The following is a 21,166-nucleotide window of genomic DNA, read 5'->3' on the forward strand; positions in this document are numbered from 1 at the left end:
TCCCCGACGGGAGGGATGCACATGACCGATTTGCCGCCGGCGTTGCAGCGCGCAGTGGAGTTACTTACCGATCCGCCTGCCGAACCCGACGTCAGCAAGGGCTATCTCGATCTGCTGGACGACTCGGCGGTGCCGAAGAACACCGGCGCGATTCAGGCGCTGTGGGCGTCGCCGATCGGGTCGCTGTTCTACGACAACGCTCAGACAGTGGCGCGGCGGCTGCTCACCGCCTGGCAGCACCCCGTCGAGTGGTTGAACATTCCGCCCGGCGGGACCGCGCTGGATGTCGGCTGCGGCCCGGGTACGGTCACCGCGTCACTGGCGCGGGCGGCCGGCCCCGACGGGCTGGCATTGGGTGTGGACATCTCCGAGCCGATGCTGACCCGCGCGGTGCGCGCCGAATCGGGGCCGCAGGTTGGTTTTCTGCGGGCCGACGCACAACGCCTTCCGTTGCGCGACGACACCGTCGATGCGGTGGTGTCGATCGCCGTGCTGCAGCTGATACCGGAGCCGGCGGCGGCGCTGGCGGAAATCGCGCGGGTACTGCGGCCGGGCGGGCGACTCGCGATCATGGTGCCCACTGCGGGGCGGGCCGCCCGGTTCTGGCGGATGCTGCCCAACACCGGGGCCCACGTGTTCGACGACGACGAGCTCGGCGACATCCTGGAGGACCACGGCTTTGTCAGCGTGCGGGTCAAGAACTTCAGCACGATTCAGTGGGTGCGCGCGAAACGCGGCTGACAGTCTGTAGCAGCCGTGCGACACTGCGGTTGTGGGCCAAGAGATCTCTCAGCGAGAGCTCCACAACAACAGCGGTGAAATACTGCGCCAACTTGACCGAGGCGCATCCTTTGTCGTGACCAGGAGTGGTGTGCCCGTTGGTGAGCTTTCCCCGTTGCGGCGGAATCGGTTCGTGAGCGCGGAGATGGCGGTCGCGGCGTTCCGGGGTGCTCCTCGGGTGGAGTTTGACCGGTTCCGAGCAGATCTCGACCTGCCTGCTAGCCAAGAGATCGCGCCTCGTGGCTGAAGTTCCCGCCCGCCGCGAGGTCTCATTGACACGTCGGTCGTAGTCGACCTCAAATCGAATCGCCGTCGAGCAACTCCCACGGGAGCTTGTCGTCAGCGCGCTCACGATGGCGGGGTTGGCGGCGGGACCGCACGCCACAAGTGATCACGACGAGCGAGCGCGGCGTCAAGATCGGCTACAGCGCGCCGAGGCTACGTTTGATCCGCGGCCGTCCGACGGCGAGGCGGCGAGATCCTACGGGCGCATTTATGCGGCCGTATCCGCCAGCGGCCGAAAGCACGCGGGCCGCGTGCCGTCGATCTGTTGATCGCTGCAACCGCTCTCGCCGCCAAGCTTCCTCTCTATACGCGCAACGTCGACGATGTCGATTCTCTAGGGGTGGAAACGTTGACGACGCCGCATTAGACGCTTGAGCGGCCGATTCCGGCGATCGTCGTGCACCACACATGTCGCGCACGGCACGGTGACCTCCGTCGATCCTCGAAGGCAGAAGATCGCGGGCTGCCTACGTCGTCCAAGATCGCTTGCCGTACTTGTCACGGGTGATGCGACCGCCGCGGCCACCAGGAAAGTGAGCACCGAAGGCGACGGCACCGGTGCGTTCCATCTCCTCGACGACGCGTGCGCGAGCACGCGCGGCTTGCATGCGATCTTCATCGAGGCGGACCGTCCAGCCGTCCTCAACGAGCAGAACCGGGTGATGAGCGGTGTCACCGAGCAGCAGGACAGGACCTTCGGTCGTGTCGAGTTCAATCACGCAGTTGCCTGGGCTGTGTCCCGCGAACAGCCGTAGGGGCAACCCCGTCGGCGACCTCGGTTCGTTCGGCGTCGGCAACGACCAGCAAGTCGGATACCGCGTCGACGTGTCCACGAACACCCGCCCATGCCCGATCGCCGCCGCTGTCCGCCCGCATCCGCTCGATGTCGCCGCGGTGACACACGTGCCTGGCGTGCGGGAAGACGGGCTCGCCACGCGGTGCGATCCATCCGATGTGATCGAAGTGCAGATGGGTCAGGACGACATCGGTGACTTCATCGGGTGTGACGTTCAAGGCGGCAAGAGAGTTCAACAGTTCACTGCTGTACTCGAAGCTCGGGGGTGTGTCGAGCCCAGCCATCATCGTGTTCGTGTCGGGCCCTATTCCGGCGTCGATGAGCACCGTCCGCCCCTCGGTGCGGACGAGGAAGCCACCCATCGGAAGAACCCACCCTGCCTCGTCGAACCACGGCGGCGTCGTCGACCAGTCCGCAGGGGCCGGCGCCGGCGGTTCCAGGAACAGGCCTGGATCGGTGCCGGCGCGGGCATCGTCGACGTAATCGAGGCTGTTGATCGCCATGACGGGGTTCCTTCGCAACAGTCCGGGGCGTGCGCCCCGTATACGCACTTGATAGTATACGGGCCGTGCGCCCCGTTTTGTCAAAGCGAGAGGAGCGCCGTGACTAACGAACGTCCGCCGCGAGCCGACGCTGCCCGCAACCGAGCCCGCGTGCTTGCCGCGGCTTACGAGGCGTTCGCCTCCGAAGGACTGTCGGTCTCTCTCGACGAAATCGCCAGACGCGCCGGCGTCGGAGCGGGAACCGTTCATCGACACTTCCCCGCCAAGGTGGATCTGGCGAGCGCCGTCATCCGCGATCGGCTGACGACGATCGTCGAGGAGGGCCGTAGCCTCCTCGAAACCGACGGCCCGGCAGCGCTGTTCGCGTTCACGCGACTGCTGGTCTTGGAGTGGGGCGCAGCCGATCGCGGACTACGCGATGCGCTGGCCGCATTGGGCGCCGACATCAATTCGGTCATACCGGAGGGAATGGACACGTTCCTGAAGATGCTCGACGAGCTGCTGGCGACCGCACAGCAGGCTGGTGTCGTCCGTCCCGACATCGACGCACGAGGAATGAAGGCGATTCTCGTCGGGTGTCAGGCGATGCGCGAATTCGACCCCGAACGCGCGCCGGCCCTCCTCGATACCGTGATCGATGGCCTGCGCGTAAAGGCCTGACGTCGCCGAATTCGCGAAAACGCTCGGAGCCCCCGACCAAGGGTGACGACGGCCACCGGGCAGATCGCGGGCGAAGGCGCGTCCGAAGCAGGCGTGCGGGCGGGCGCCAAGGGCAACAGATCGGCGTCTCGCAGCTCACTTTGACAAAACGGGGCGCACGACCCGTATCGTGAAAGCAAAGCCACGTTGCGGCCGTCGAGCACGACCGACGCGGCAGTTTTCACCGTCCGCAAGGACACTTGAGAAGGGGCGGAGTATCACCCATGAGCGGCAACGACCTGACCGGCTTCACCGCGTTCGTCACCGGAGGATCCAGTGGCATGGGCTTCGAGATGGCGAAGGAGTTACTCGCCCACGGGGCCACGGTGACAATCGGCGCACGAGCCGGCTCGAAGCTGGACAACGCGCAGGAAACGCTGCGACGGGAAGGCTACGACGTCCACGCTGTTCACCTCGATGTCCGGGACGAAAAATCAGTCGACGAGGCCGCGAAGTGGTTCTTCGACAAGTTCGATCACCTGGACATGTTGGTCAACAATGCCGGGCTCGGTTACAACGCAGACGGCATGACCTTCGGAGAGGCGGACCCCCAGTTCTACGACATCCCCCCGTCCACGTTCAACGCCATTGTGGAAACGAACTTCACTGGAGTGTTCCTCGTTTCACGAGCATTCGTCCCGGTCATGGTTAAACAGCGGCGGGGCAGGGTGGTCAACGTTTCCACCAGCACCAGCACGATGGAGCGGATGGGAATGATTCCCTACGGACCGTCGAAGGCCGCCATGGAGGCGATGTCGCGAATCCAGGCCCAGGAACTCAAGGATCTCGGGGTCACGGTCAATGTGATCTGCCCCGGTGGATTAACTGACACCGGCATGACCGATGCGATCAAGACACAACTCAGCGAGCTTGGTTCGCCGATGCTCGGGGCGGACATCCTGAACGAAGTCATCCTGTTTCTGTCCTCTCCGCAATCCGATGGCCTGACAGGAGAGAAGATCGTGGGTGCGGAGTTCGCGGAATGGCTTGAGAGCAAGAACATCTCGTTCAGCAAAGGCAACGTCCGTGGGTGAGCAGAACCGGACGTGGAATCCGACGCCAGTGCCGCCTGTCAAACCGGCCGGTAGCCTCACGACCGTGCGCTCCGACGACGACACATGGGACATCACCAGCGGCGTCGGGTCGACGGCTTTGTTCGTCGCCGCCGCCCGAGCACTGGAAGCCCGCAGGTCCGATCCTGTGGCTGTCGACCCGTACGCCTCGGTTTTCTGCCGAGCGGCCGGCGGCACCCCAGATAAACATCACCAAGGACATCCGCATCGTGTCGCGTGCGACAGCCCACTACACCGGTCAGACCCCAAGAGAACCTTTTGACAATTGTCGGCGTCTAACCAAGGTTGTGCCTCCGTACTCTCGATGAGGTGAGCGTTACACCGGACACGACCGTCGTCCTGGACGACCGCTTCCGCCGTGAGCTACCGGAGTTGGCGATCCCTTGGAAGGCCGAACCGGTTGCCGAGCCGCGACTGCTCGTCCTCAACGAACCGCTGGCCGCCGAACTCAACCTTGACGCCGCGTGGTTGCACGGCCCCGACGGGCTGAGGTTTTTGGTCGGCAACCTGGTGCCCGACGGCGCCGATCCGGTTGCGCAGGCCTATGCCGGTCACCAGTTCGGCGGGTTCGTCCCGCGCCTCGGCGACGGGCGCGCCCTGCTGCTGGGCGAGCTCGTGGACGCCGACGGGCATCGTCGCGACCTTCACCTCAAGGGGTCCGGGCCCACGCCCTTCGCGCGCGGCGGCGACGGGTTGGCCGCCGTCGGCCCGATGTTGCGCGAGTACGTGGTCAGCGAGGCGATGCACGCCCTCGGTATCCCGACGACCCGATCGCTTGCCGTGGTGGCGACCGGGCGCCCGGTACAACGCGAAACGCCGTTGCCGGGAGCCGTGCTGTGCCGCGTCGCCAGCAGCCACCTGCGGGTGGGCAGCTTCCAGTACGCGGCGCTCACCGGCGACGTCGACTTGCTGCAGCGCCTGGCTGACCACGCGATCGCCCGCCACCACCCGCGCGCCGCGGAGGCCGAGCAGCCCTACCTCGCGCTGCTCGAAGCGGTGATCGCCGTCCAGGCGTCGCTGGTGGCGCAATGGATGCTGGTCGGGTTCGTGCACGGGGTGATGAACACCGACAACATGACGATCTCGGGCGAGACCATCGACTACGGGCCGTGCGCCTTCATGGAGGCCTACGACCCGGCCACGGTGTTCAGCTCAATCGACTTCTGGGGCCGCTACGCCTACGGCAACCAGCCGGCCATCGCCGAGTGGAACCTCGGCGCGTTCGCCGAGGCCCTCCTTCCGCTGCTCGCCGACGATCGGGAGCAGGCGGTCGCGGTTGCCGTGGAGACGCTGAGCGGTTTTCGGCCGCGCTACGACGCCGCGTGGTCGACCAGCATGCGGACCAAACTCGGCCTGTCCCACGACGCCGACGAACTGATCAGCGAGCTGCCCCCATTACTGGAGCACAACAAGGTCGACTACACCTCGTTCTTCCGCCAACTCAGCCGAGCGGCACGTGGCGAGGAAGCTGACCTCGCGGGGTTCGACGACTGGTTGGCACGCTGGCTGCCGCTGGCTCCGGACGCCAACGCGATGGACCGCGCCAACCCCGTCTACATTCCCCGCAACCATCTCGTCGAGGAGGCTCTGGCCGCCGCCACTGACGGTGATCTGGCCCCGCTCGAGAAGCTGCTCGCGGCGCTGTCCGAGCCCTACCGGGAACGACCGGAATTCGAGCGCTACGCCAAGCCCGCTCCCGAAGACTTCGGCACATACCAAACCTTTTGCGGCACTTGAGCTTAGCCGCCGCCCTCCTCGGCCGGCAACGGCGGCGGCAATGGCGCGGCCGGGGTGGTCGTCGGAGTTGACGTCGCTGCCGGCGGTGGCGGCGTCTGCGGCGAGTGAAAGTCAACCATCGGTTCCTCGCGGATCACCTGGTTGCCCGCGCTGACGGCCAAAGAGCTCGCCGTGACCGTGTAGGTGATGCCGTCGTTCTCCGCGACGAATTTCCCGTCGCCCGACTGCGTGGCGGGAACGATCAACTTGGCACCGTCGCGCACCCGCACGCCGCGATACTCATATTGACCGCCCGGCGTCTTACAGATGGCCACGCGAGATGTCTCGGTGTCGCCGAACGCGACCGCCATGTCGGGCGCAGTGCACCGCGCCACGGAGTCGACGAAACCTTGACCGTCGCTTGTGGGTGCGGCCGTCGCCGACGGCATGCCGGCAGCCAATAGCGCCGAACACGCCGCGACGACGGCGAGGCGGGTGGTGTACATCGCTATCCACCAGACCACCGCTGCAGCGATCAGGCGAGTGTCCACGCCGTGATGCACGAAATCGTTAGGTGCTTGAAATACACAAAGGCCTACCGCATCGCTACTACGGTAGGTAGTATTACGTCGTGTAGGAGATCGGCTGCGCGTCACCCAACGACGGAGGACCTGCGCTATGAGTCCGAAACGTGCTGATACTGCCGCGAATCTGGGCAATGCGATCGATTCGCGATATCACCCCTCGGCCGCCCTGCGCCGCCAGCTGAACAAGGTCTTCCCCACCCACTGGTCATTCCTGCTCGGCGAGATCGCCCTGTACAGCTTCATCGTCCTGCTCATCACCGGCGTGTACCTGACGCTGTTCTTCGACCCGTCGATGAGCGAGGTCACCTACAACGGCGTGTACCAACCGCTGCGCGGCGTGCAGATGTCGCGGGCCTACGAATCAGCGCTCGACATCAGCTTCGAGGTGCGCGGCGGCCTGTTCGTGCGCCAGATCCACCACTGGGCCGCGCTGATGTTCGCCGCGGCGATCATGGTGCACCTCGCCCGGGTCTTCTTCACCGGCGCGTTTCGCCGCCCGCGGGAGGCCAACTGGGTCACCGGTGTGGCGCTGCTCGTGCTGGCGATGGCCGAGGGATATCTCGGTTATTCGCTGCCTGACGACCTGCTATCGGGAACCGGATTGCGCACAGCGCTGTCTTCGATCACGCTCGGCTTACCACTTGTCGGCACCTGGCTGCATTGGGCGCTGTTCGGCGGCGACTTCCCCGGCGATGCGATCATCCCCCGGCTGTACGCCCTGCACATCCTGATCATTCCGGCAATCATCCTGGCGCTCATCGCAATTCATCTGGCGATGCTGTGGTTTCAGAAACACACCCAGTTCCCCGGACCCGGCCGCACCGAGCGCAACGTCGTCGGGGTGCGCGTGATGCCGGTATTCGCGGTCAAGTCCGGCGCCTTCTTCGCGATCATCGTCGGCGTGCTGGGCCTCATGGGTGGGCTGTTGCAGATCAACCCGATCTGGAACCTGGGGCCCTACAAGCCATCTCAGATCTCCGCTGGCTCACAGCCCGACTTCTACCTCATGTGGACCGAGGGCCTGATGCGCCTGTGGCCGGCCTGGGAGATCTACATCGGCCACTACACCATCTCCGCGGTCGTCGGCGTGGTCGCAGTGCTGGCAACGGTGGTGACCGCGTTGCTCACCTATCCGTGGATCGAGCGCAAGCTGACCGGCGACGTCGCCCACCACAACCTGCTGCAGCGGCCACGAGATGTCCCCGTGCGCACGGCAATTGGTGCGATGGCGATCAGTTTCTACCTGGTGCTTACGCTCGCCGCGATGAACGACGTCATCGCCTACAAGTTCCATGTCTCGCTCAACGCGACGACTTGGATCGGACGCATCGGGATGGTGATCCTGCCGCCGCTGGTCTACTACATCACCTACCGATGGGCGGTCGGGCTGCAGCGCAGCGACCGCGAGGTACTCGAGCACGGCATCGAAACCGGCATCATCAAACGGTTGCCGCACGGCGCCTACATCGAAGTGCACCAGCCGCTCGGTCCGACCCCGCTGACATATCAAGGCGCACCGGTACCCAAGCTGATGAACCGGCTCGGCTCCGGTGGCGCTCCCCCAGCCGGAAGCCTGCTCACCGCCGACCCCGAATCCGAACGCGAAGCACTCGCCGTCGCCGCACACGCGTCCACGCGACGCGCGCTCACTACGCTGCGGGAGCGGCAGGACGGGGCACCTACACCTTGATCACGGTTAGGGCGGGACAAGCGCGTGCGATCTGGTCGAAGTCCGCGTCCTGTGTGATGACCGGAAGACCGTGCTCGATTGCGGTTGCCGCAATCAAAGCGTCTGTCAGCTTTACTGCGCGGTGCACGCCCGCGGCTTGACAGTCGGCAACGAGACGCGCCCACGAAACCATCACGGCTTCACTAATCGGGATGGGATCCGCCGCGCGCGCCAGCGCGAGGGTGTCCGCGCGTCGCGCTTTGGTCGCCGAATCGTGCGCATTGAGCACACCCAGTTGCAGTTCGCCGATCGTGATGACGGAAAGTGCCACGCGTTCAGGCAGTTTCGCAAGTGCACGGCCGCTTTCACGCGCGATAAAAACCGACGTGTCGACAAGACCGACTTCGGCGTCGGTCACAGCTCATCGAGGGTCTGACCGGCAAGTTCATCGAGTTCGGCGGTGAGACCTGCGTCGGCGGAGCGTTCGGCCAACTCGGTTCGCAGACGTTCCCCCGACACCCAACGGACGCGGCGCCGGTGCGGGACAATATCGGCGACCGGCTCGCCATGCACCGTAAGCGTCACCTGCTCGCCGGCCTTGACCGCATCGACTACCTGACTTGTGCGATTACGCAGGTCCCGAACACCAACCTCCATGTGCTACAGCGTAGCACAATCCTTGGAGACTCGTTTGACCGTCGCCAGCCAGGCCGGTGCACCGTCGTCGCCGTGAAACCGCGTGTGGATCCGCTCCGCGTCGAGGGCGATCACACTCCAACCGGCAGCGGGATTGAACGCCGCCGCGAGCTCGTCGCGACTGACCGGGTGCGGACCGGTGTCGGGCCCAATATCGCTGAAGCACAACACATATAGCGTGCCACCGGGCTCGATCACCGACGCCAGGCCGACCGCATACTGCTGCCGCTCGTTGTCGTCGAAGGTGTGGAACAGCCCGCAGTCGAGCACCGTCGTGAACCTGCGCCCCAAGCGCTGCAGCTGCAACGCATCCGCCGCGACGAACTCGACGTCTAGGCCACGCTCATGCGCCTTCTTCCGCGCCATCGCCAGGGCGGTCTCCGCCACGTCAATGCCCAGAACCGGTAACCCGAGCGCGGCCACATGCAGAGCGTTCTCGCCGGTGCCGCAGCCGGCGTCGAGCACCGCACCGACGAACGCGCCTGCGGATGCCAGCCGCGCTATTGCGGGCTGCGGACGACCGATATCCCACGGCGCCGGGCCGTCGCGATACGACGCGTCCCACGGCCGCCCGCTCATCCGTTCGTGACTGGTCAGCGCGGTTCGCCGGCGTAGTCGCCGAATGACCACAAGTTGCCCTCGGGATCGCGGACGGTGAATTCGTTTGCGCCGTAGTCGGTTTTGCACAGCGGACGAACGATGTCGGCCTTGTGCGACAGCACGCGCTCGTAGAGGCGATCCGGATCGCTGGTGACGACGTAGCCCCCGGCGGTCCCCGGTTCCCGGCACCACTCGGCGCCGGGCTTGTAGCTGCCCAGCATGATGCCGCCGCTGCCCTCCGGCCACTGCAATTCCGCGTGGTCGACCCGGTCCCCGTCGCCGTAACGTGCCGTCACTACGAAACCGAATGTGTCGACGTAGTAGTCGATCAGCTTGGGCGCGTTATGCGCCTGCAGTGTCAACCAGACCGTTGGATTCGAAGTAGTCATGCTCCCACTGTGACGCCCAGGAGTGCCCGCCGTCTTGGATGTTTCGGAACTCCGCGGCCAGCCAGGCGCGCGGCGGTGCACCGGCGAACTGAACGAATTCCCGGGTCAGATGCGCCTGGTCGCAATAACCGGTGTCGGCCGCAACCGCCGCCAGGTCGACCCGGCCGTGCGTGCGCGCCGACGCCGCGATTGCCGCAAACGCGTGCTGGAATCGCATCAGCCTCGACACCGTCTTCGGGGACCTGCCGACCTCCCGCTGGAACAGCGTGGTCAGATGGCGAGTGCTCACTCCGACCCGATCGGCCAACGCGCCCACCGGCATTCGGCCCCGGGTGCGCTCCAGCAGTCGCCACGCGTAGGCGACCTCGGGCCGCACCGTCACACCGTCGCGGCGCCGGCGGGCGTCCACAAGGTAGTCGGCGACGGCGGCGAACACGGCGGGCCAGTCGCGCGCTTCGGCGGCACGCTCGGGTAGCTCGGCCGCGGGCCGACCAAGCACGTCGACGCCGTCGAAGCCGGTGACGGGCAGCTCGGCCGCGGGCACACCGAACAGGGCCCGAGACGCCAACGGATGCACGGCCAGTTGCACACCCGCCTGACCGGGACGCTGCCGCACATGGCTCGCCCGCACATGCAGGCCGCCGAGGACCAGCGGGTTGGGCCGGGCGGCGGGCAGCGCGTCCGCAGTTTCGGCCGCCTCCACCCCGTCGTCAAGGCTGACGATGAACGTCAACGTCGACGACGGCATGCCGGTGTGCACCGCCTCGGGCACATCCAGCGCGCGGTAGCCCACCATCGAGATGACGCCGGGCGCGCTGTGCGGCGGCGCCGTCACGTACTCCCAGCTGCGCTGCGTTTCGTCGGCCATCACCGACAACGCTAGCGCTGCGCGTTGTCGTCAAGGCCCGTTCGCAGCAACTCCCAGGCCAGACGCCGGGCGTCCGCCGCTCTGGCATGCATGAGCCGCTGCACCGGCGGGATCGGATTGGGTTCGGGCGCATGGCCTTCGATGACCGCCACCTGAATGTCCTGTGCCACCTGGACGGCCATCACCGCCGCCTCGTTGACCCGGTCGAGTGCGTAATGCAGGCGGTCGTCCTCGACCAGCAGATGCGCGTTGGCGAGCTCGATCGAGAAGTCGTTCACGACTTGGCCGATCTGCTCGAAGACCGGGTTCATTGCCAGTTCCCGCTCGTCGCGGTCCTCGATACGCAGCAGCCTCGCGGCCTGGTTCCACAGCGTCGCCAGCATTTGGGTGTGCGCGCCGACGGCGCGCGACACCTCGATCATCGCTTGCTTCTGGAGTCGCTTGAGCAGGTGCATACGCTCGACGCGGGCCAGCTCGCGTTGAGCCTCCATCTCGGCGCGATGCAGGGTCTGCTTGGCTTCCATCTCCTCCTGGTGCAGCCGGCGCGTGATGGCGACTTCACGCGCTGAGCGCTCCTCGGCGGCGACGAGCTCCCGCCGGAGTCGTTCGGCGGCTTCGGCCACCTTCTGCGACGCATGGCGCTGGATGGTGGCGGTCTGCCACAGCGATACCAGGACGACGGCGAAGACCACGGCGCCGAAGAACCACTCGGCCTTGGATCCGCTCTCGCCGGGACCAAGAAAGATGAACCACGCGATGGCCACGGCACCGACGGCGCCGCAGGCCAGCCAGGCGAAACCGAGTCCACCGAACCCGCGGCCGGCCGGCTCGGTTCGTGGTGTCGGCCTCGCCGAGCCGTTCACCTCGCCGGGCGGTCGTGGCCCGGCGGGTCGGGCAGATTGCGTAAGTCCGGGCACCTGGCCTCCCTTCCGTCCGAGCAGTCCGGCAATGCGGCTTCAGACTAAAGGCGCTCGGTTACGGCGACACCGCTCGGCCCCTCCGCCGACCGTCGCTCGCGGTGTACGCCGTGCGCGCGGACCGCTAACCTCGATTGCACCGCTCACGGAATTGACCGATGAAGAATTGAGGGACCGTGGGACAACCCGCGCCACACGAAGGGGAATCGTCCGTCATCGTCAGCCTTTCCGAGGCTGCGATCCACATGCATGCGGCCGCGATCGAGGCGTTGCCGTCGCCGACCGACAAGACGTTTCACAAGCGTGCGAGCGTCGTTTTGTCCGGCATGCGGAAGTTGCGGGCGGCGCTGACCGAAGCAGCGGGCCGCAGCAGGTCCTCACCGATGGTGATCATGGCGCTCAGCGACGTGCGGCGCCGCTACGACGAACTGATGACCCGCGCCGCCGCCGCGCCGGGATCGAGCCTGGGCCAGCAGCTGTATGCCGCCCGTATCCGGGCCAAGTTGTCCGCCCGGGAAGTGGCCAACGGCAGGGGCCTGCGCGCCGAGCTGGTCGACGATCTCGAGGCCGGGGAAATCCCCACGCAGGAGGAAGCGGCGAAGGTCCGGGATCTGATCGCTGCCCTCGGCGGCGTGCCCACGCCCGAGCATCACGAAGCCACTGCAGTCGATGCCGCGCTTGTTTCCACCGACGCCGGCTAGCGTGGCTATGACGTCAGTCAGCGCTGCCAACGCCCCTTTACCCTGATCTCGTGGCCAGCAAGCAAATTCCCGGTGGGGTGGTCCACGAGTTGCCCGCAGACCTGCGCAAGGCGCTGATCGGCAACACCACAGCATTGGCTGCGTGGAAGGACATCACGCCGTTGGCGCGCAACGAGTTCATCTGCTGGGTCGAGGACGCCAAGCAACAGAAGACTCGCGAGCGCCGGATCCGCCGGACCCAGGAAGAGCTGGAAGAAGGCCTGCGCAGGCCGTGCTGTTGGCCTGGGTGCAAGCACCGCGAGCGGACCGGCAAGTAGCTACTTGGTCTTGACCGGTAGCTGCGCCCACCCCCGCACACTGGATGTGTGTGCCCGTCTCGCGTTGTCGTAGTCGACGTCCCAGTCGGTCCATCGCTTGAGGACTTCTTCGAAGGCGATCCGCGCCTCGAGGCGCGCCAGCGCCGAACCCAGGCAGAAATGCAATCCGTGGCCGAAGCTCAAATGCCCGCCCTTGCGGTGGATGTCGTAGCGGTCGGCATCCGGGAAGCGTGTTTCGTCACGATTGGCGGACCCGTTGAGCAACAACATATTGGACCCCTCGGCCACCGTCTGCCCGTAAAGCTCAGTGTCGCAAGCGACGTAGCGCGCCTGCACGGGTGACGGCGCCTCGTAGCGCAACGTCTCCTCCACCGCGGACGGAATCAGCGACGGGTCGGCGACGAGTTCACGGCGCTGATCGGGATGTTCCCCCAGCAGTTGGCCCATGAACCCGATCAGCCGGGCGGTCGTTTCGTTGCCGGCGCCAGCGATCATCGCGGTGTAGGCGAGAACTTCGGTGCGGTCGAGCGGTCGCGTGGATCCGTCGGGTTCTTCGAGGTGCGCGTTGAGTAGCTCCGTCATCAGGTCGTCGGAAGGATGGGTGGCCCGCCACTCGATGTATTCGGCAAACATCGCGATGGTGTCCTCAAACACCGTGGGGCTCACGCTTTCCCGTCGTTCACCGAGTGAAATGTTCTTGTCGGTGCGATCACGGATCAGCTGCTGACCCTCCTCCGGAATGCCGAGCAGATAGCCGATGGTGCGCATCGGCATGATCGCCCCGAGATCGGCGACGAAGTCGAAGCCGTCCCGATCGCGCAGCGGATCCAGTGCACGCGAACAGAAGTCGCGCACTAACCCTTCGACGGACAGCATCCGTCGAGGGGTGAACACACCCGACAACAAGCGCCGGTGCAAGTCGTGCAAGGGTGGATCCTCGAACAGCAAGATCCCTGGCGGCACCTCGATGCCACTGAACAAGATGTCTGCGGTGGTGCCGCGGCCGGAACGGTACGTCTGCCAGTCGGGCAGCGCACGGACGACGTCGTCGTAGCGACTCAGCGCATAAAAGCTGTACTTGTCGTTGAAGTACAACGGGGCCTCGGCGCGCATCCGTTGCCAGACCGGATAGGGATCGTCGTCGATGCCCAGGTCGAACGGGTCGTAGTACAAGTCCACGGTCTGGTCTGTCCTCATTGCGGTTGGTTGGGTACGCCCGGAAACAGCGGCGCCGTCGGCCCCGCGGTCACCCAGCCGCCCAGCTTCGTTACGAGATGGGGTGCGAAAACCGCGCCGTAGAGCAGGTTTCCGACGACGATCACTGCGGCGATGGACAGCGCCGACGCCTGCAGGCGGTTGGTCGATTTGCGATCGGCCCACATCTCGATGACATTGCGTCCTTTTAAATCCGTGCGTCCCAGCAAGTAGGTGAACACCATCATCTGCACACCCATCGCCAACGAGTCATAAAGCGGGTACTGGTACTTGGTGCCCTCTGACAGCGCAAGGCCGGGAATCACGTAGCCGTAGTGGAAGATGCCCAGCCGTGCGCCCAGGACGGCGTTGAAGAACAAGGCCCAGCAGAATCCGACGACGAGCCCGACGCTCAGAAGCGTGATCGGCCTGCGCCAGTGCAACTTTACGCTCAGCCATCGCCCTGCCGCGGCGCCGATTACTGCTGGCAGCACGAAGTACGACATGTAGCCAACGGGCACCGCCGACGGTAGCCCGCCCCAGGTCATGTTCAACGGCCACCAGGACGGCATGCGCGGAAGGGCGGGCGGAAACTGCGCGTACATCGCCCAGTCGTAGGGCGCCTCGATCCAAGAAAAGGAAATCGCGGAGACGCACAGCAGCAGCAGCGGGTGTAGCCGGCGACGACGAATGCTCAGATACAGCCCGATCGCCAAGAACGAGAGACCGCCGATGTAGGCGAAGGCGATGCCCGCTTTCAGCAACGGCGTCAGCTGGCCGCTCATCGGTCGCGTTCTTGGTCGACCGCTCGCCGCGCTTCGGGATCGAAGTAGATGACCGCGCCGAAGATCAAGGCGATCAGGCCGAACAACGTGCCGAGCATGATGACCGCACCCACTAACCACGCCCCTTCCAGCGACCAACCGGCTTGGAAGATAGTGGACACTATCTTAAGGAGAATTTCAACGGCGGCTATCTTCAAGCCGGTAACCCGGCGCGGTTTGAGGAGTCGACAACGATGCCCCAGCGACCAACCGCCAAGAGCCCGGCAACGCGCCGCCCTCGCGGTGCGCCGCGCACACTTTTGCTCGACGCTGCCCGTGACCTGTTCGCCCGCCGCGACTACCGCAGCACCACCACCCGCGAAATCGCCGAGGCCGCCGGCGTCACCGAGCACCTGCTCTTTCGTCACTTCGGCTCGAAGGCAGGCCTGTTTCGGGAAGCGCTGGTCCTGCCCTTCACCAGCTTCGTCGACGAATTCCGCAGCACGTGGCAGTCGGTCGTCCCAGAGGAAACCGACGAGGAGGAGTTGGCCCGGCATTTCGTCGGGCACCTGTACGACGTCCTGGTGGAACATCGCGGCCTTCTGCTCACGCTCGTCGCCTCGGAGACACTCAGCGAGGAGGAAATGGCCGACGCGGGCATCGCCGACATCCGGCGGGCATTCACGGTGCTCGGCCAGATCAGCGCCCAAGGCATGCACCTGCGTGGGATGCGCTCGAGCCAGCCGGACCTGCCGGCCCACTCGACGGTGGCGATGATCGCCGGCATGGCTGCGTTGCGGTCGACGTACTTCGGCGCCAAGCCGCCGTCGCGGGACGCGATCGTGGAGGAACTGGTCCAGGCGATTCTGCACGGGTTCCTGCACAGGCACGAGTGACTACCGTCTAATGCTCCGCGTGCCAATGCGATTCGTCGGCACATCCGGATTGACGGCATCTAGATCGCTTGGGGCCGTCGGTGTTTGCTCGACGCGAGCTGTAGTAGACAACTGGCTAATAACTGAGATTGCCACGGTGTGTCCTCGAGGACACTAAAGTGCTGTGCGTGGGCAGAGACGTGTTAGCCAACGGGCGGGGCCGCTGGTTGGCGATGGCTGGCCTGCTCGTCGTCTCTGCCGCCATGCTCTACGCCCAAAGCACCGAGACCCCCTGTTGCGCCAGGACTTCGGCAGCGGCTCAGGCCGCCCAGCCGAGCGCGCCGACAACTGCGACGCACGCCAACGATCCGGTCAAGCCGCACATCGCCACTCCCGCGGAAGTCGACATGCTGGCGGCAAGCGCACCCGCCACCGCCCAGAACTTCCAACTCGCGTTGCCCGCCGGCGTCGCGCCGGAATCAGGGTTACAGGTCAAGACGATTTGGGCGGCCCGGTCCATCAGCGTGCTGTTCCCGCAGATCAGGACCATTGGCGGGTACCGGCAGGACGCTTTGAAATGGCACCCCAACGGGTTGGCGATCGACGTGATGATCCCGAACTATCACTCCCCCGACGGCATCGAACTCGGCAACCAAATCGCCGGGTATGCCTTGGCGAATGCCAAACGATGGGGAGTGCTCCACGTGATCTGGCGGCAGAAGTTCTACCCGGGCATCGGCGCGCCCAGTTGGACGGCGGACTACGGCAACGAAACGCTCAACCACTACGACCACGTCCATATCGCCACCGACGGCGGCGGATACCCGACCGGGCACGAAACGTATTACATCGGCTCGATGAGTCCCGCGCCGCCGCAGTGAGCGATTCCTGACCCTTTGCCGGGTTTGCGGGCCTATCCGAAAGTGGTAGTCACAGAGGTGACGATCCGTGATGACGGAAGGACCGCAGTGAACGAAGAACAACGCAACCTGATGGGCTCGGGACGTGGCTTCATCGCCGCGTTGGACCAGAGCGGCGGCAGCACGCCCAAGGCCTTGAAGCTCTACGGGATCTCGGAGGACAAGTACCACACTGAGGAGCAGATGTTCGATCTGATCCATCAGATGCGTGCGCGGCTCATGTCGAGTCCCCGTTTTACTGGCGACAAGATCCTGGCGACCATCCTTTTCGAGCAGACCATGGACCGCACCATCAGCGGCGAGGACACCCCCGCGTTTCTGTGGAAGCAGAAGCACATCGTGCCGTTCGTCAAAGTGGACCAAGGGCTCGACGACGCCAAATACGGTGTGCAGCTGATGAAGCCGATGACCAAGCTCGACTCGCTGTTGGAGCGGGCCGTCGAGAAGGGCATCTTCGGCACCAAGATGCGCTCGTTCATCGCCGAGCCGAACGAAGCCGGGATCAAGGCCATCGTCGACGAACAGTTCGAATACGGGCACAAGATCGCCGAGCGTGGACTCATGCCGATCCTCGAGCCCGAGGTGAGCATCAAATGCTCCGACAAGCCCCGAGCCGACAGGCTCCTGGTGGAGGCGCTTCAGGCGAAGCTCGACAAGCTCGACGCAGGCACCCAGGTCATGCTCAAGCTGACCTTGCCCGACGAGAACGACCTCTATGCGCCGCTGATCGAGCACCCTCGAGTCCTGCGCGTCGTCGCGCTGTCGGGCGGCTACAGCCTTGCCGAAAGCTGCACCATCCTGGCGCGCTGCCACGGGCTCATCGCCAGCTTCTCCCGGGCCTTGACCGAAGGGCTGACTGTCGACCAGACCGACGAGGAATTCGACGAGAAGCTCGGCTCGAACATCGACGATATCTACCGTGCCTCGCTGACCTAGTCGGTGTTAGGTTCGACCGCGACGCGAAGGAGGCTCAGTCGTGAGTTCGGGCGTATTCGGTTACCTGACCGTACTGAGCCTCGTGTTGGCACTGGTGTTCGTCGCCATTGCCGGCGTCTACGTCAAGCGGCTGGGCGAGCGAGCGACTCCTCCGATCAGTGAAGAAATCGGAAGCGCGAAAACGGTGATGGCCAAAGTGCGCAAACGCCAACCGATGTCGTGGGACGAGTTGGACTATGCGAAGCAAATCGTTGCCGATCGCAGCTCGCTCATGGCGTTCTGCATTCCCGGGGCTTTGTTCATGGTGGGTTGCTTCTATGTGTTCGGCAGCCTGTACCACTTGCACGGAGCGACGCCGTCCGAGCGGACGTTCCTCGGGGTCTTCCCCATGCTGGGCGCCACCAACTTCACGCTTCGGCTTCTCGGCAGCGCCAAGTACAAGCGGCGTCTGCACAAGATGCCTTGAGGCAACCCTGAGGCCGCTCAGGTCGCGTTCCGGCCGCAGGGCCGCTACTCTTTGCAGATCGTAGCCACTTAGGTACATAACCGTCTACTATCTGCAGTGGCCTGGGTGCGGGAGCGAGGGAACGCGACGTGCGGATGGAGTTCCGAAGGTGATCGAGTGAGTCCTCGTTCAGTCGGCCGGACCGTCCTGGCACGCGCGTGGATGCCGTTGGTGGCCGTCGTTGCGGTCGGCGCGGGAGCGGTGGGCATGTGGAAGGTGCACCAGTTCTCCGCTCCCCCGCCCGTCATCACGGTCAATGGCCCGGCAGCGCCCGAGCAGACCACGCCCAAGCAGCTCACGTATGAGTTGTTCGGGTCCGTCGGCGACGGCGGGATGCTCGTCTATTTGGACATCGACGGACACCCGCATCAGGTTGATCTGACGACGTTGCCGTGGTCGCACACGGAGACGACGACGCTCACGGTGGTATCCGGCAGCATCTCGGCGCAGGTTCATGGTGGCCAACTCGGCTGCCGGATGTTGGTGAATGGCGTTGTCCGCGATGAACAATCCGACACCCATGAGGATGCGCACGTCATGTGTCGGGTGAAATCCGCATGAGCGAGCACCGGGCTAGTCGACCCTTCGTCCCCCGAATGGTCCGCGTGCTCGCAATACCGATCATCGCGTTTTGGGCGCTTCTCGCCGTGTCGACGAACACCTTTATGCCGCAAGTCGAGCGGGTCGCAGAAGAACTTGCGGGCCCGATGGTCCCGCACTACGCGCCGTCGCAGCGGGCATTGCTGCGCATCGGCGAGAAGTTCCACGAGTCCAATTCGACCAACTTGACGATGCTCGTGTTGGAAGCCGACCGGCCGCTGGGCGATGTGGACCATCGCTACTACGACGACTTGGTACGCCGGCTGAAGCAAGACCCCAAGCACGTGCAGTACGTCATGGATCTGTGGGGGAAACCGATCACTGCGGCCGGGGCGCAGAGCGTCGACGGCAAAGCCGCGTACGTGCTGCTGCGTCTTGCGGGCGACATCGGCCAGATGCAAGCGAACGAATCCGTCGCGGCCGTTAGGGATATCGTCGCAAAGGACCCCGCGCCGCCCGGCCTGCGGGTCTACGTCAGCGGCGCGGCGCCGCTCGCCTCGGACACGGTGGCTATCGCCAATTCGAGCCTGAACAACATCACGATCGTGACGATCATCCTCATCGTCACGATGCTGCTGCTGGTGTATCGCTCCCTCACCAACGTGGTGGTGCCCCTGCTCGGTGTTCTGATCGAGATGCTGGTTGCGAAGGGGGTTATCGCAACCCTCGGGCATCTGGGCTACATCGAACTGTCGTCGTTCGCGGTGAACATCGTCGTCGCGCTGACGCTTGGAGCCGGGACCGATTACGGCATCTTCTTGATGGGCCGATATCACGAGGCGCGACAGGCCGGCGAAAGCCGGGAGGACGCGTTCTACATCGCGTACAAGGGTGTCACGCCGATCATCATCGGCTCGGGATTGACGATCGCCGGGGCGTGTTACTGCCTGACTTTCGCGCGGCTCAACTACTTCCACACCATGGGGCCGGCGGTTGGGATCGCCATGCTGTTCACCATCGCGGCAGCGCTGACGCTGGGCCCGGCCATCTTGACCGTGGGCAGCCTATTCGGGCTCTTCGATCCCAGACAAAAGGTCAAGGCGACGCTGTATCGGCGGATCGGGGCGAGCGTGGTGCGCTGGCCGGTCCCGATCCTTACGGCCAGCGCCGCTGCCGTCATGTTCGGGGCGATCTTCGTGCCGACCTACCGGCAGAACTACGACGACCGTGCCTATCAGCCGCACAATGCCCCGGCGAATCAGGGTTTCGCGGCGGCGGATCGGCACTTCCCGAGGAGCAAGCTGTTCTCCGAGATGCTGATGATCGAGACGGATCACGACATGCGCAACTCGGCGGACTTCATCTCCTTAGACCGGGTTGCGAAGAGCCTGATCCGTCTTCCCGGCGTCGCGATGGTGCAAAGCATCACCAGGCCTCTGGGCCGCCCATTGGAACACGCCACGCTGCCGTATCTGTTCACGACGCAGGGCAGCGGCAACGGTCAACAGCTGCCGTTCAACAAGCAGCAGAACGCCAATACCGATGAGCAGGCACAGATTACAACCCATTCCGTCGAAGTCTTGCGGAAAGAGATCGTCTATTTCCAAAACATGTCCGACGAGCTGCACAACACGGTTCTCACCGTCGAGGATCTGCAACAGATCACCGATGAGATGAACCAGGAAATCTCGAACGTCGATGACTTCTTCCGGCCGATCAAGAGCTACTTCTATTGGGAGAAGCACTGTTTCGACATCCCCATCTGCTGGACGTTCAGGTCGCTGTTCGACGGGCTCGACAACATCGACCACTTGGCTGCGGACATCAAGGACGCCAGAACCTCTCTCGAAGCCGTGGATAGGATCCTGCCGCAAGTCATCACGCAACTGAAACTCACCGCCGACGACTCGGAGGCCTTGGCCGCTCGTTTGGTCAGCAGCTACGGCCAGTCGGCGCTGCAGTCCACGCAAACGGACCAGACGTTCGACGACATGATCAATGTCGGGCTCGACTTCGACCGGTCGCGCAGCGACGACTTCTTCTACATCCCCCGTGAAGGTTTCGACAACGACGACGTCAAGACCGGCATGCAGCTGCTGATGTCGCCGGACGGCAAGGCTGCTCGGTTCATCGTCACCCACGAGGGCAACGCCATGGGTCCCGAAGGCGTGCAGCATGTCGAACAGTTCCCCGGGGCGATCACCACGATCTTGAAAGAGACGTCGTTGGCCGGCGCACGGGTTTACATCGGCGGTTCTGGATCCAACGACAAGGACATCAAGGAATACGCCGCATCGGATCTGCTGATCGTAGCGATCGCCGCCTTCGTACTGATCTTCCTGATCATGTTGTTCCTGACGCGAAGTCTGATGGCCGCCTTGGTGATTCCGGGCACCGTGGCGTTCTCGTACGCCGGGGCGTTCGGACTCTCCGTACTCGTCTGGCAGCACCTCATCGGCTTGCCGCTGCACTGGTTGGTGCTGCCGCTGACGTTCATCATCCTGGTGGCGGTGGGGTCGGACTACAACCTGCTGTTGATCGTCCGGGTCAAAGACGAGCTCCATGCCGGGTTGAACACCGGCCTTATCCGCGCGCTCGGAAGCACCGGTGGTGTGGTGACGTCCGCGGGTTTGGTGTTCGCGTTCACGATGCTGGCAATGCTCACAAGCGATCTGCGCAGCATCGGTCAGGTGGGTTCGACCGTGTGCATCGGCCTGTTGCTCGACACGCTGATCGTGCGCTCGTTCGTCGTGCCGTGCATCCTGCGAATTCTCGGGCCGTGGTTCTGGTGGCCGACACTGGTGCGTTCCCGTCCGGCGCCGCAGCGATAGCGCGG

24 protein-coding genes and 2 pseudogenes are annotated in these 21,166 nt (G+C 64.7%); 14 read left to right on the forward strand and 12 right to left on the reverse strand.

Annotation, left to right across the window (positions count from 1 at the left end; genetic code table 11):
* Positions 1-21: 21 nt before the first annotated feature.
* A complete protein-coding gene (locus tag G6N47_RS07505) occupies positions 22-741 on the forward strand; it encodes a methyltransferase domain-containing protein (RefSeq protein ID WP_083132299.1) in 720 nt (239 codons plus the stop codon).
* A gap of 791 nt (positions 742-1,532) precedes the next feature.
* On the opposite strand, the gene G6N47_RS07510 is transcribed toward G6N47_RS07505, so the two are convergent.
* A complete protein-coding gene (locus G6N47_RS07510; protein ID WP_083132298.1) occupies positions 1,533-1,784 on the reverse strand; it encodes an MBL fold metallo-hydrolase in 252 nt (83 codons plus the stop codon).
* On the reverse strand, positions 1,777-2,364 hold the full coding sequence (locus tag G6N47_RS07515; protein ID WP_083132297.1) for an MBL fold metallo-hydrolase: 588 nt from the start codon (positions 2,362-2,364) through the stop codon (positions 1,777-1,779). Before G6N47_RS07515 ends, G6N47_RS07510 begins: the two co-directional genes overlap by 8 nt.
* A gap of 99 nt (positions 2,365-2,463) precedes the next feature.
* On the opposite strand from G6N47_RS07515, the gene G6N47_RS07520 reads away from it, so the two are divergent.
* The 4 genes and pseudogenes from G6N47_RS07520 (at position 2,464) to G6N47_RS07535 (ending at position 5,873) form a co-directional block, all read left to right on the forward strand.
* The gene (locus G6N47_RS07520) at positions 2,464-3,024 is read left to right on the forward strand and encodes a TetR/AcrR family transcriptional regulator (protein ID WP_083132296.1); all 561 of its coding nucleotides are present in this window, start codon (positions 2,464-2,466) and stop codon (positions 3,022-3,024) included.
* Between the two features lie 263 nt (positions 3,025-3,287).
* Entirely contained in the window at positions 3,288-4,097 is an 810-nt protein-coding gene (locus G6N47_RS07525; protein ID WP_083132295.1) for an SDR family NAD(P)-dependent oxidoreductase, read from the forward strand.
* Between the two features lie 64 nt (positions 4,098-4,161).
* A pseudogene (locus G6N47_RS07530) lies at positions 4,162-4,311 on the forward strand (class I SAM-dependent methyltransferase); the annotation flags it as partial.
* A 134-nt stretch (positions 4,312-4,445) separates the two neighbouring features.
* The gene (locus G6N47_RS07535) at positions 4,446-5,873 is read left to right on the forward strand and encodes a protein adenylyltransferase SelO (RefSeq protein ID WP_083132293.1); all 1,428 of its coding nucleotides are present in this window, start codon (positions 4,446-4,448) and stop codon (positions 5,871-5,873) included.
* A 2-nt stretch (positions 5,874-5,875) separates the two neighbouring features.
* Here G6N47_RS07535 and G6N47_RS07540 read toward each other — a convergent pair whose 3' ends face one another.
* Positions 5,876-6,358 carry a hypothetical protein gene (locus tag G6N47_RS07540; RefSeq protein ID WP_083132292.1) on the reverse strand — a complete coding sequence of 161 codons (483 nt, stop codon included), beginning with the start codon at positions 6,356-6,358 and terminating at the stop codon, positions 5,876-5,878.
* Between the two features lie 172 nt (positions 6,359-6,530).
* Between G6N47_RS07540 and qcrB the strand changes: the two genes are divergently transcribed.
* Positions 6,531-8,129, forward strand: coding sequence for a cytochrome bc1 complex cytochrome b subunit (gene qcrB, locus G6N47_RS07545; protein WP_083132291.1), 1,599 nt, complete (start codon positions 6,531-6,533; stop codon positions 8,127-8,129).
* A 79-nt stretch (positions 8,130-8,208) separates the two neighbouring features.
* On the opposite strand, the pseudogene G6N47_RS07550 reads toward qcrB, so the two are convergent.
* The 6 genes and pseudogenes from G6N47_RS07550 to G6N47_RS07575 form a co-directional block, all read right to left on the reverse strand.
* Positions 8,209-8,526, reverse strand: a pseudogene (locus G6N47_RS07550) (PIN domain-containing protein); the annotation flags it as partial.
* Positions 8,523-8,765: a type II toxin-antitoxin system Phd/YefM family antitoxin gene (locus G6N47_RS07555; RefSeq protein ID WP_232080149.1), complete on the reverse strand. Its 243-nt coding sequence runs from the start codon at positions 8,763-8,765 to the stop codon at positions 8,523-8,525. The pseudogene G6N47_RS07550 and the gene G6N47_RS07555, both read right to left, overlap by 4 nt.
* 3 nt (positions 8,766-8,768) lie before the next feature.
* Positions 8,769-9,383 (reverse strand): class I SAM-dependent methyltransferase, encoded by a 615-nt coding sequence (locus G6N47_RS07560; RefSeq protein ID WP_083132289.1) that lies wholly within the window; start codon positions 9,381-9,383, stop codon positions 8,769-8,771.
* A gap of 14 nt (positions 9,384-9,397) precedes the next feature.
* Positions 9,398-9,793, reverse strand: coding sequence for a VOC family protein (locus tag G6N47_RS07565; protein ID WP_083132288.1), 396 nt, complete (start codon positions 9,791-9,793; stop codon positions 9,398-9,400).
* A complete protein-coding gene (locus tag G6N47_RS07570) occupies positions 9,747-10,589 on the reverse strand; it encodes a helix-turn-helix domain-containing protein (protein WP_083132329.1) in 843 nt (280 codons plus the stop codon). Before G6N47_RS07570 ends, G6N47_RS07565 begins: the two co-directional genes overlap by 47 nt.
* Positions 10,590-10,672: 83 nt before the next feature.
* Positions 10,673-11,425, reverse strand: coding sequence for a hypothetical protein (locus G6N47_RS07575; RefSeq protein ID WP_139799540.1), 753 nt, complete (start codon positions 11,423-11,425; stop codon positions 10,673-10,675).
* Between the two features lie 329 nt (positions 11,426-11,754).
* Between G6N47_RS07575 and G6N47_RS07580 the strand changes: the two genes are divergently transcribed.
* Positions 11,755-12,279 (forward strand): forkhead-associated protein, encoded by a 525-nt coding sequence (locus G6N47_RS07580; RefSeq protein WP_083132286.1) that lies wholly within the window; start codon positions 11,755-11,757, stop codon positions 12,277-12,279.
* A gap of 50 nt (positions 12,280-12,329) precedes the next feature.
* Positions 12,330-12,596 carry a YdeI/OmpD-associated family protein gene (locus G6N47_RS07585; protein ID WP_083132285.1) on the forward strand — a complete coding sequence of 89 codons (267 nt, stop codon included), beginning with the start codon at positions 12,330-12,332 and terminating at the stop codon, positions 12,594-12,596.
* Here the strand turns inward: G6N47_RS07585 and G6N47_RS07590 are convergent, their stop codons facing one another.
* From G6N47_RS07590 to G6N47_RS07600, 3 genes are read right to left on the reverse strand one after another with little or no spacing between them, the layout of a single operon-like run.
* Positions 12,597-13,793 (reverse strand): cytochrome P450, encoded by a 1,197-nt coding sequence (locus G6N47_RS07590; RefSeq protein WP_083132284.1) that lies wholly within the window; start codon positions 13,791-13,793, stop codon positions 12,597-12,599.
* Positions 13,790-14,575: a spirocyclase AveC family protein gene (locus G6N47_RS07595; protein ID WP_083132283.1), complete on the reverse strand. Its 786-nt coding sequence runs from the start codon at positions 14,573-14,575 to the stop codon at positions 13,790-13,792. Before G6N47_RS07595 ends, G6N47_RS07590 begins: the two co-directional genes overlap by 4 nt.
* Positions 14,572-14,736, reverse strand: a complete 165-nt coding sequence (locus G6N47_RS07600; protein WP_163659449.1) for a hypothetical protein — start codon at positions 14,734-14,736, stop codon at positions 14,572-14,574. The genes G6N47_RS07595 and G6N47_RS07600 overlap by 4 nt, the downstream gene beginning before the upstream one ends.
* 72 nt (positions 14,737-14,808) lie before the next feature.
* On the opposite strand from G6N47_RS07600, the gene G6N47_RS07605 reads away from it, so the two are divergent.
* The 6 genes from G6N47_RS07605 to G6N47_RS07630 all read left to right on the forward strand — a co-directional run bounded on the left by G6N47_RS07605 (position 14,809) and on the right by G6N47_RS07630 (position 21,161).
* Positions 14,809-15,450, forward strand: a complete 642-nt coding sequence (locus G6N47_RS07605) for a TetR/AcrR family transcriptional regulator (protein ID WP_083132282.1) — start codon at positions 14,809-14,811, stop codon at positions 15,448-15,450.
* Between the two features lie 212 nt (positions 15,451-15,662).
* On the forward strand, positions 15,663-16,310 hold the full coding sequence (locus G6N47_RS07610) for a glycoside hydrolase (RefSeq protein ID WP_372517541.1): 648 nt from the start codon (positions 15,663-15,665) through the stop codon (positions 16,308-16,310).
* Positions 16,311-16,397: 87 nt separating this feature from the next.
* The gene (locus tag G6N47_RS07615; protein ID WP_083132281.1) at positions 16,398-17,285 is read left to right on the forward strand and encodes a fructose bisphosphate aldolase; all 888 of its coding nucleotides are present in this window, start codon (positions 16,398-16,400) and stop codon (positions 17,283-17,285) included.
* Between the two features lie 40 nt (positions 17,286-17,325).
* Positions 17,326-17,751: a hypothetical protein gene (locus G6N47_RS07620; protein ID WP_083132280.1), complete on the forward strand. Its 426-nt coding sequence runs from the start codon at positions 17,326-17,328 to the stop codon at positions 17,749-17,751.
* Between the two features lie 156 nt (positions 17,752-17,907).
* A complete protein-coding gene (locus tag G6N47_RS07625; protein WP_083132279.1) occupies positions 17,908-18,351 on the forward strand; it encodes an MmpS family transport accessory protein in 444 nt (147 codons plus the stop codon).
* 35 nt (positions 18,352-18,386) lie between these two features.
* Positions 18,387-21,161 (forward strand): MMPL/RND family transporter, encoded by a 2,775-nt coding sequence (locus G6N47_RS07630; protein WP_179966434.1) that lies wholly within the window; start codon positions 18,387-18,389, stop codon positions 21,159-21,161.
* The last annotated feature ends 5 nt before the right edge of the window (positions 21,162-21,166 follow it).

The organism is Mycobacterium branderi, from assembly GCF_010728725.1.
Taxonomy (GTDB): Bacteria; Actinomycetota; Actinomycetes; order Mycobacteriales; family Mycobacteriaceae; genus Mycobacterium; species Mycobacterium branderi.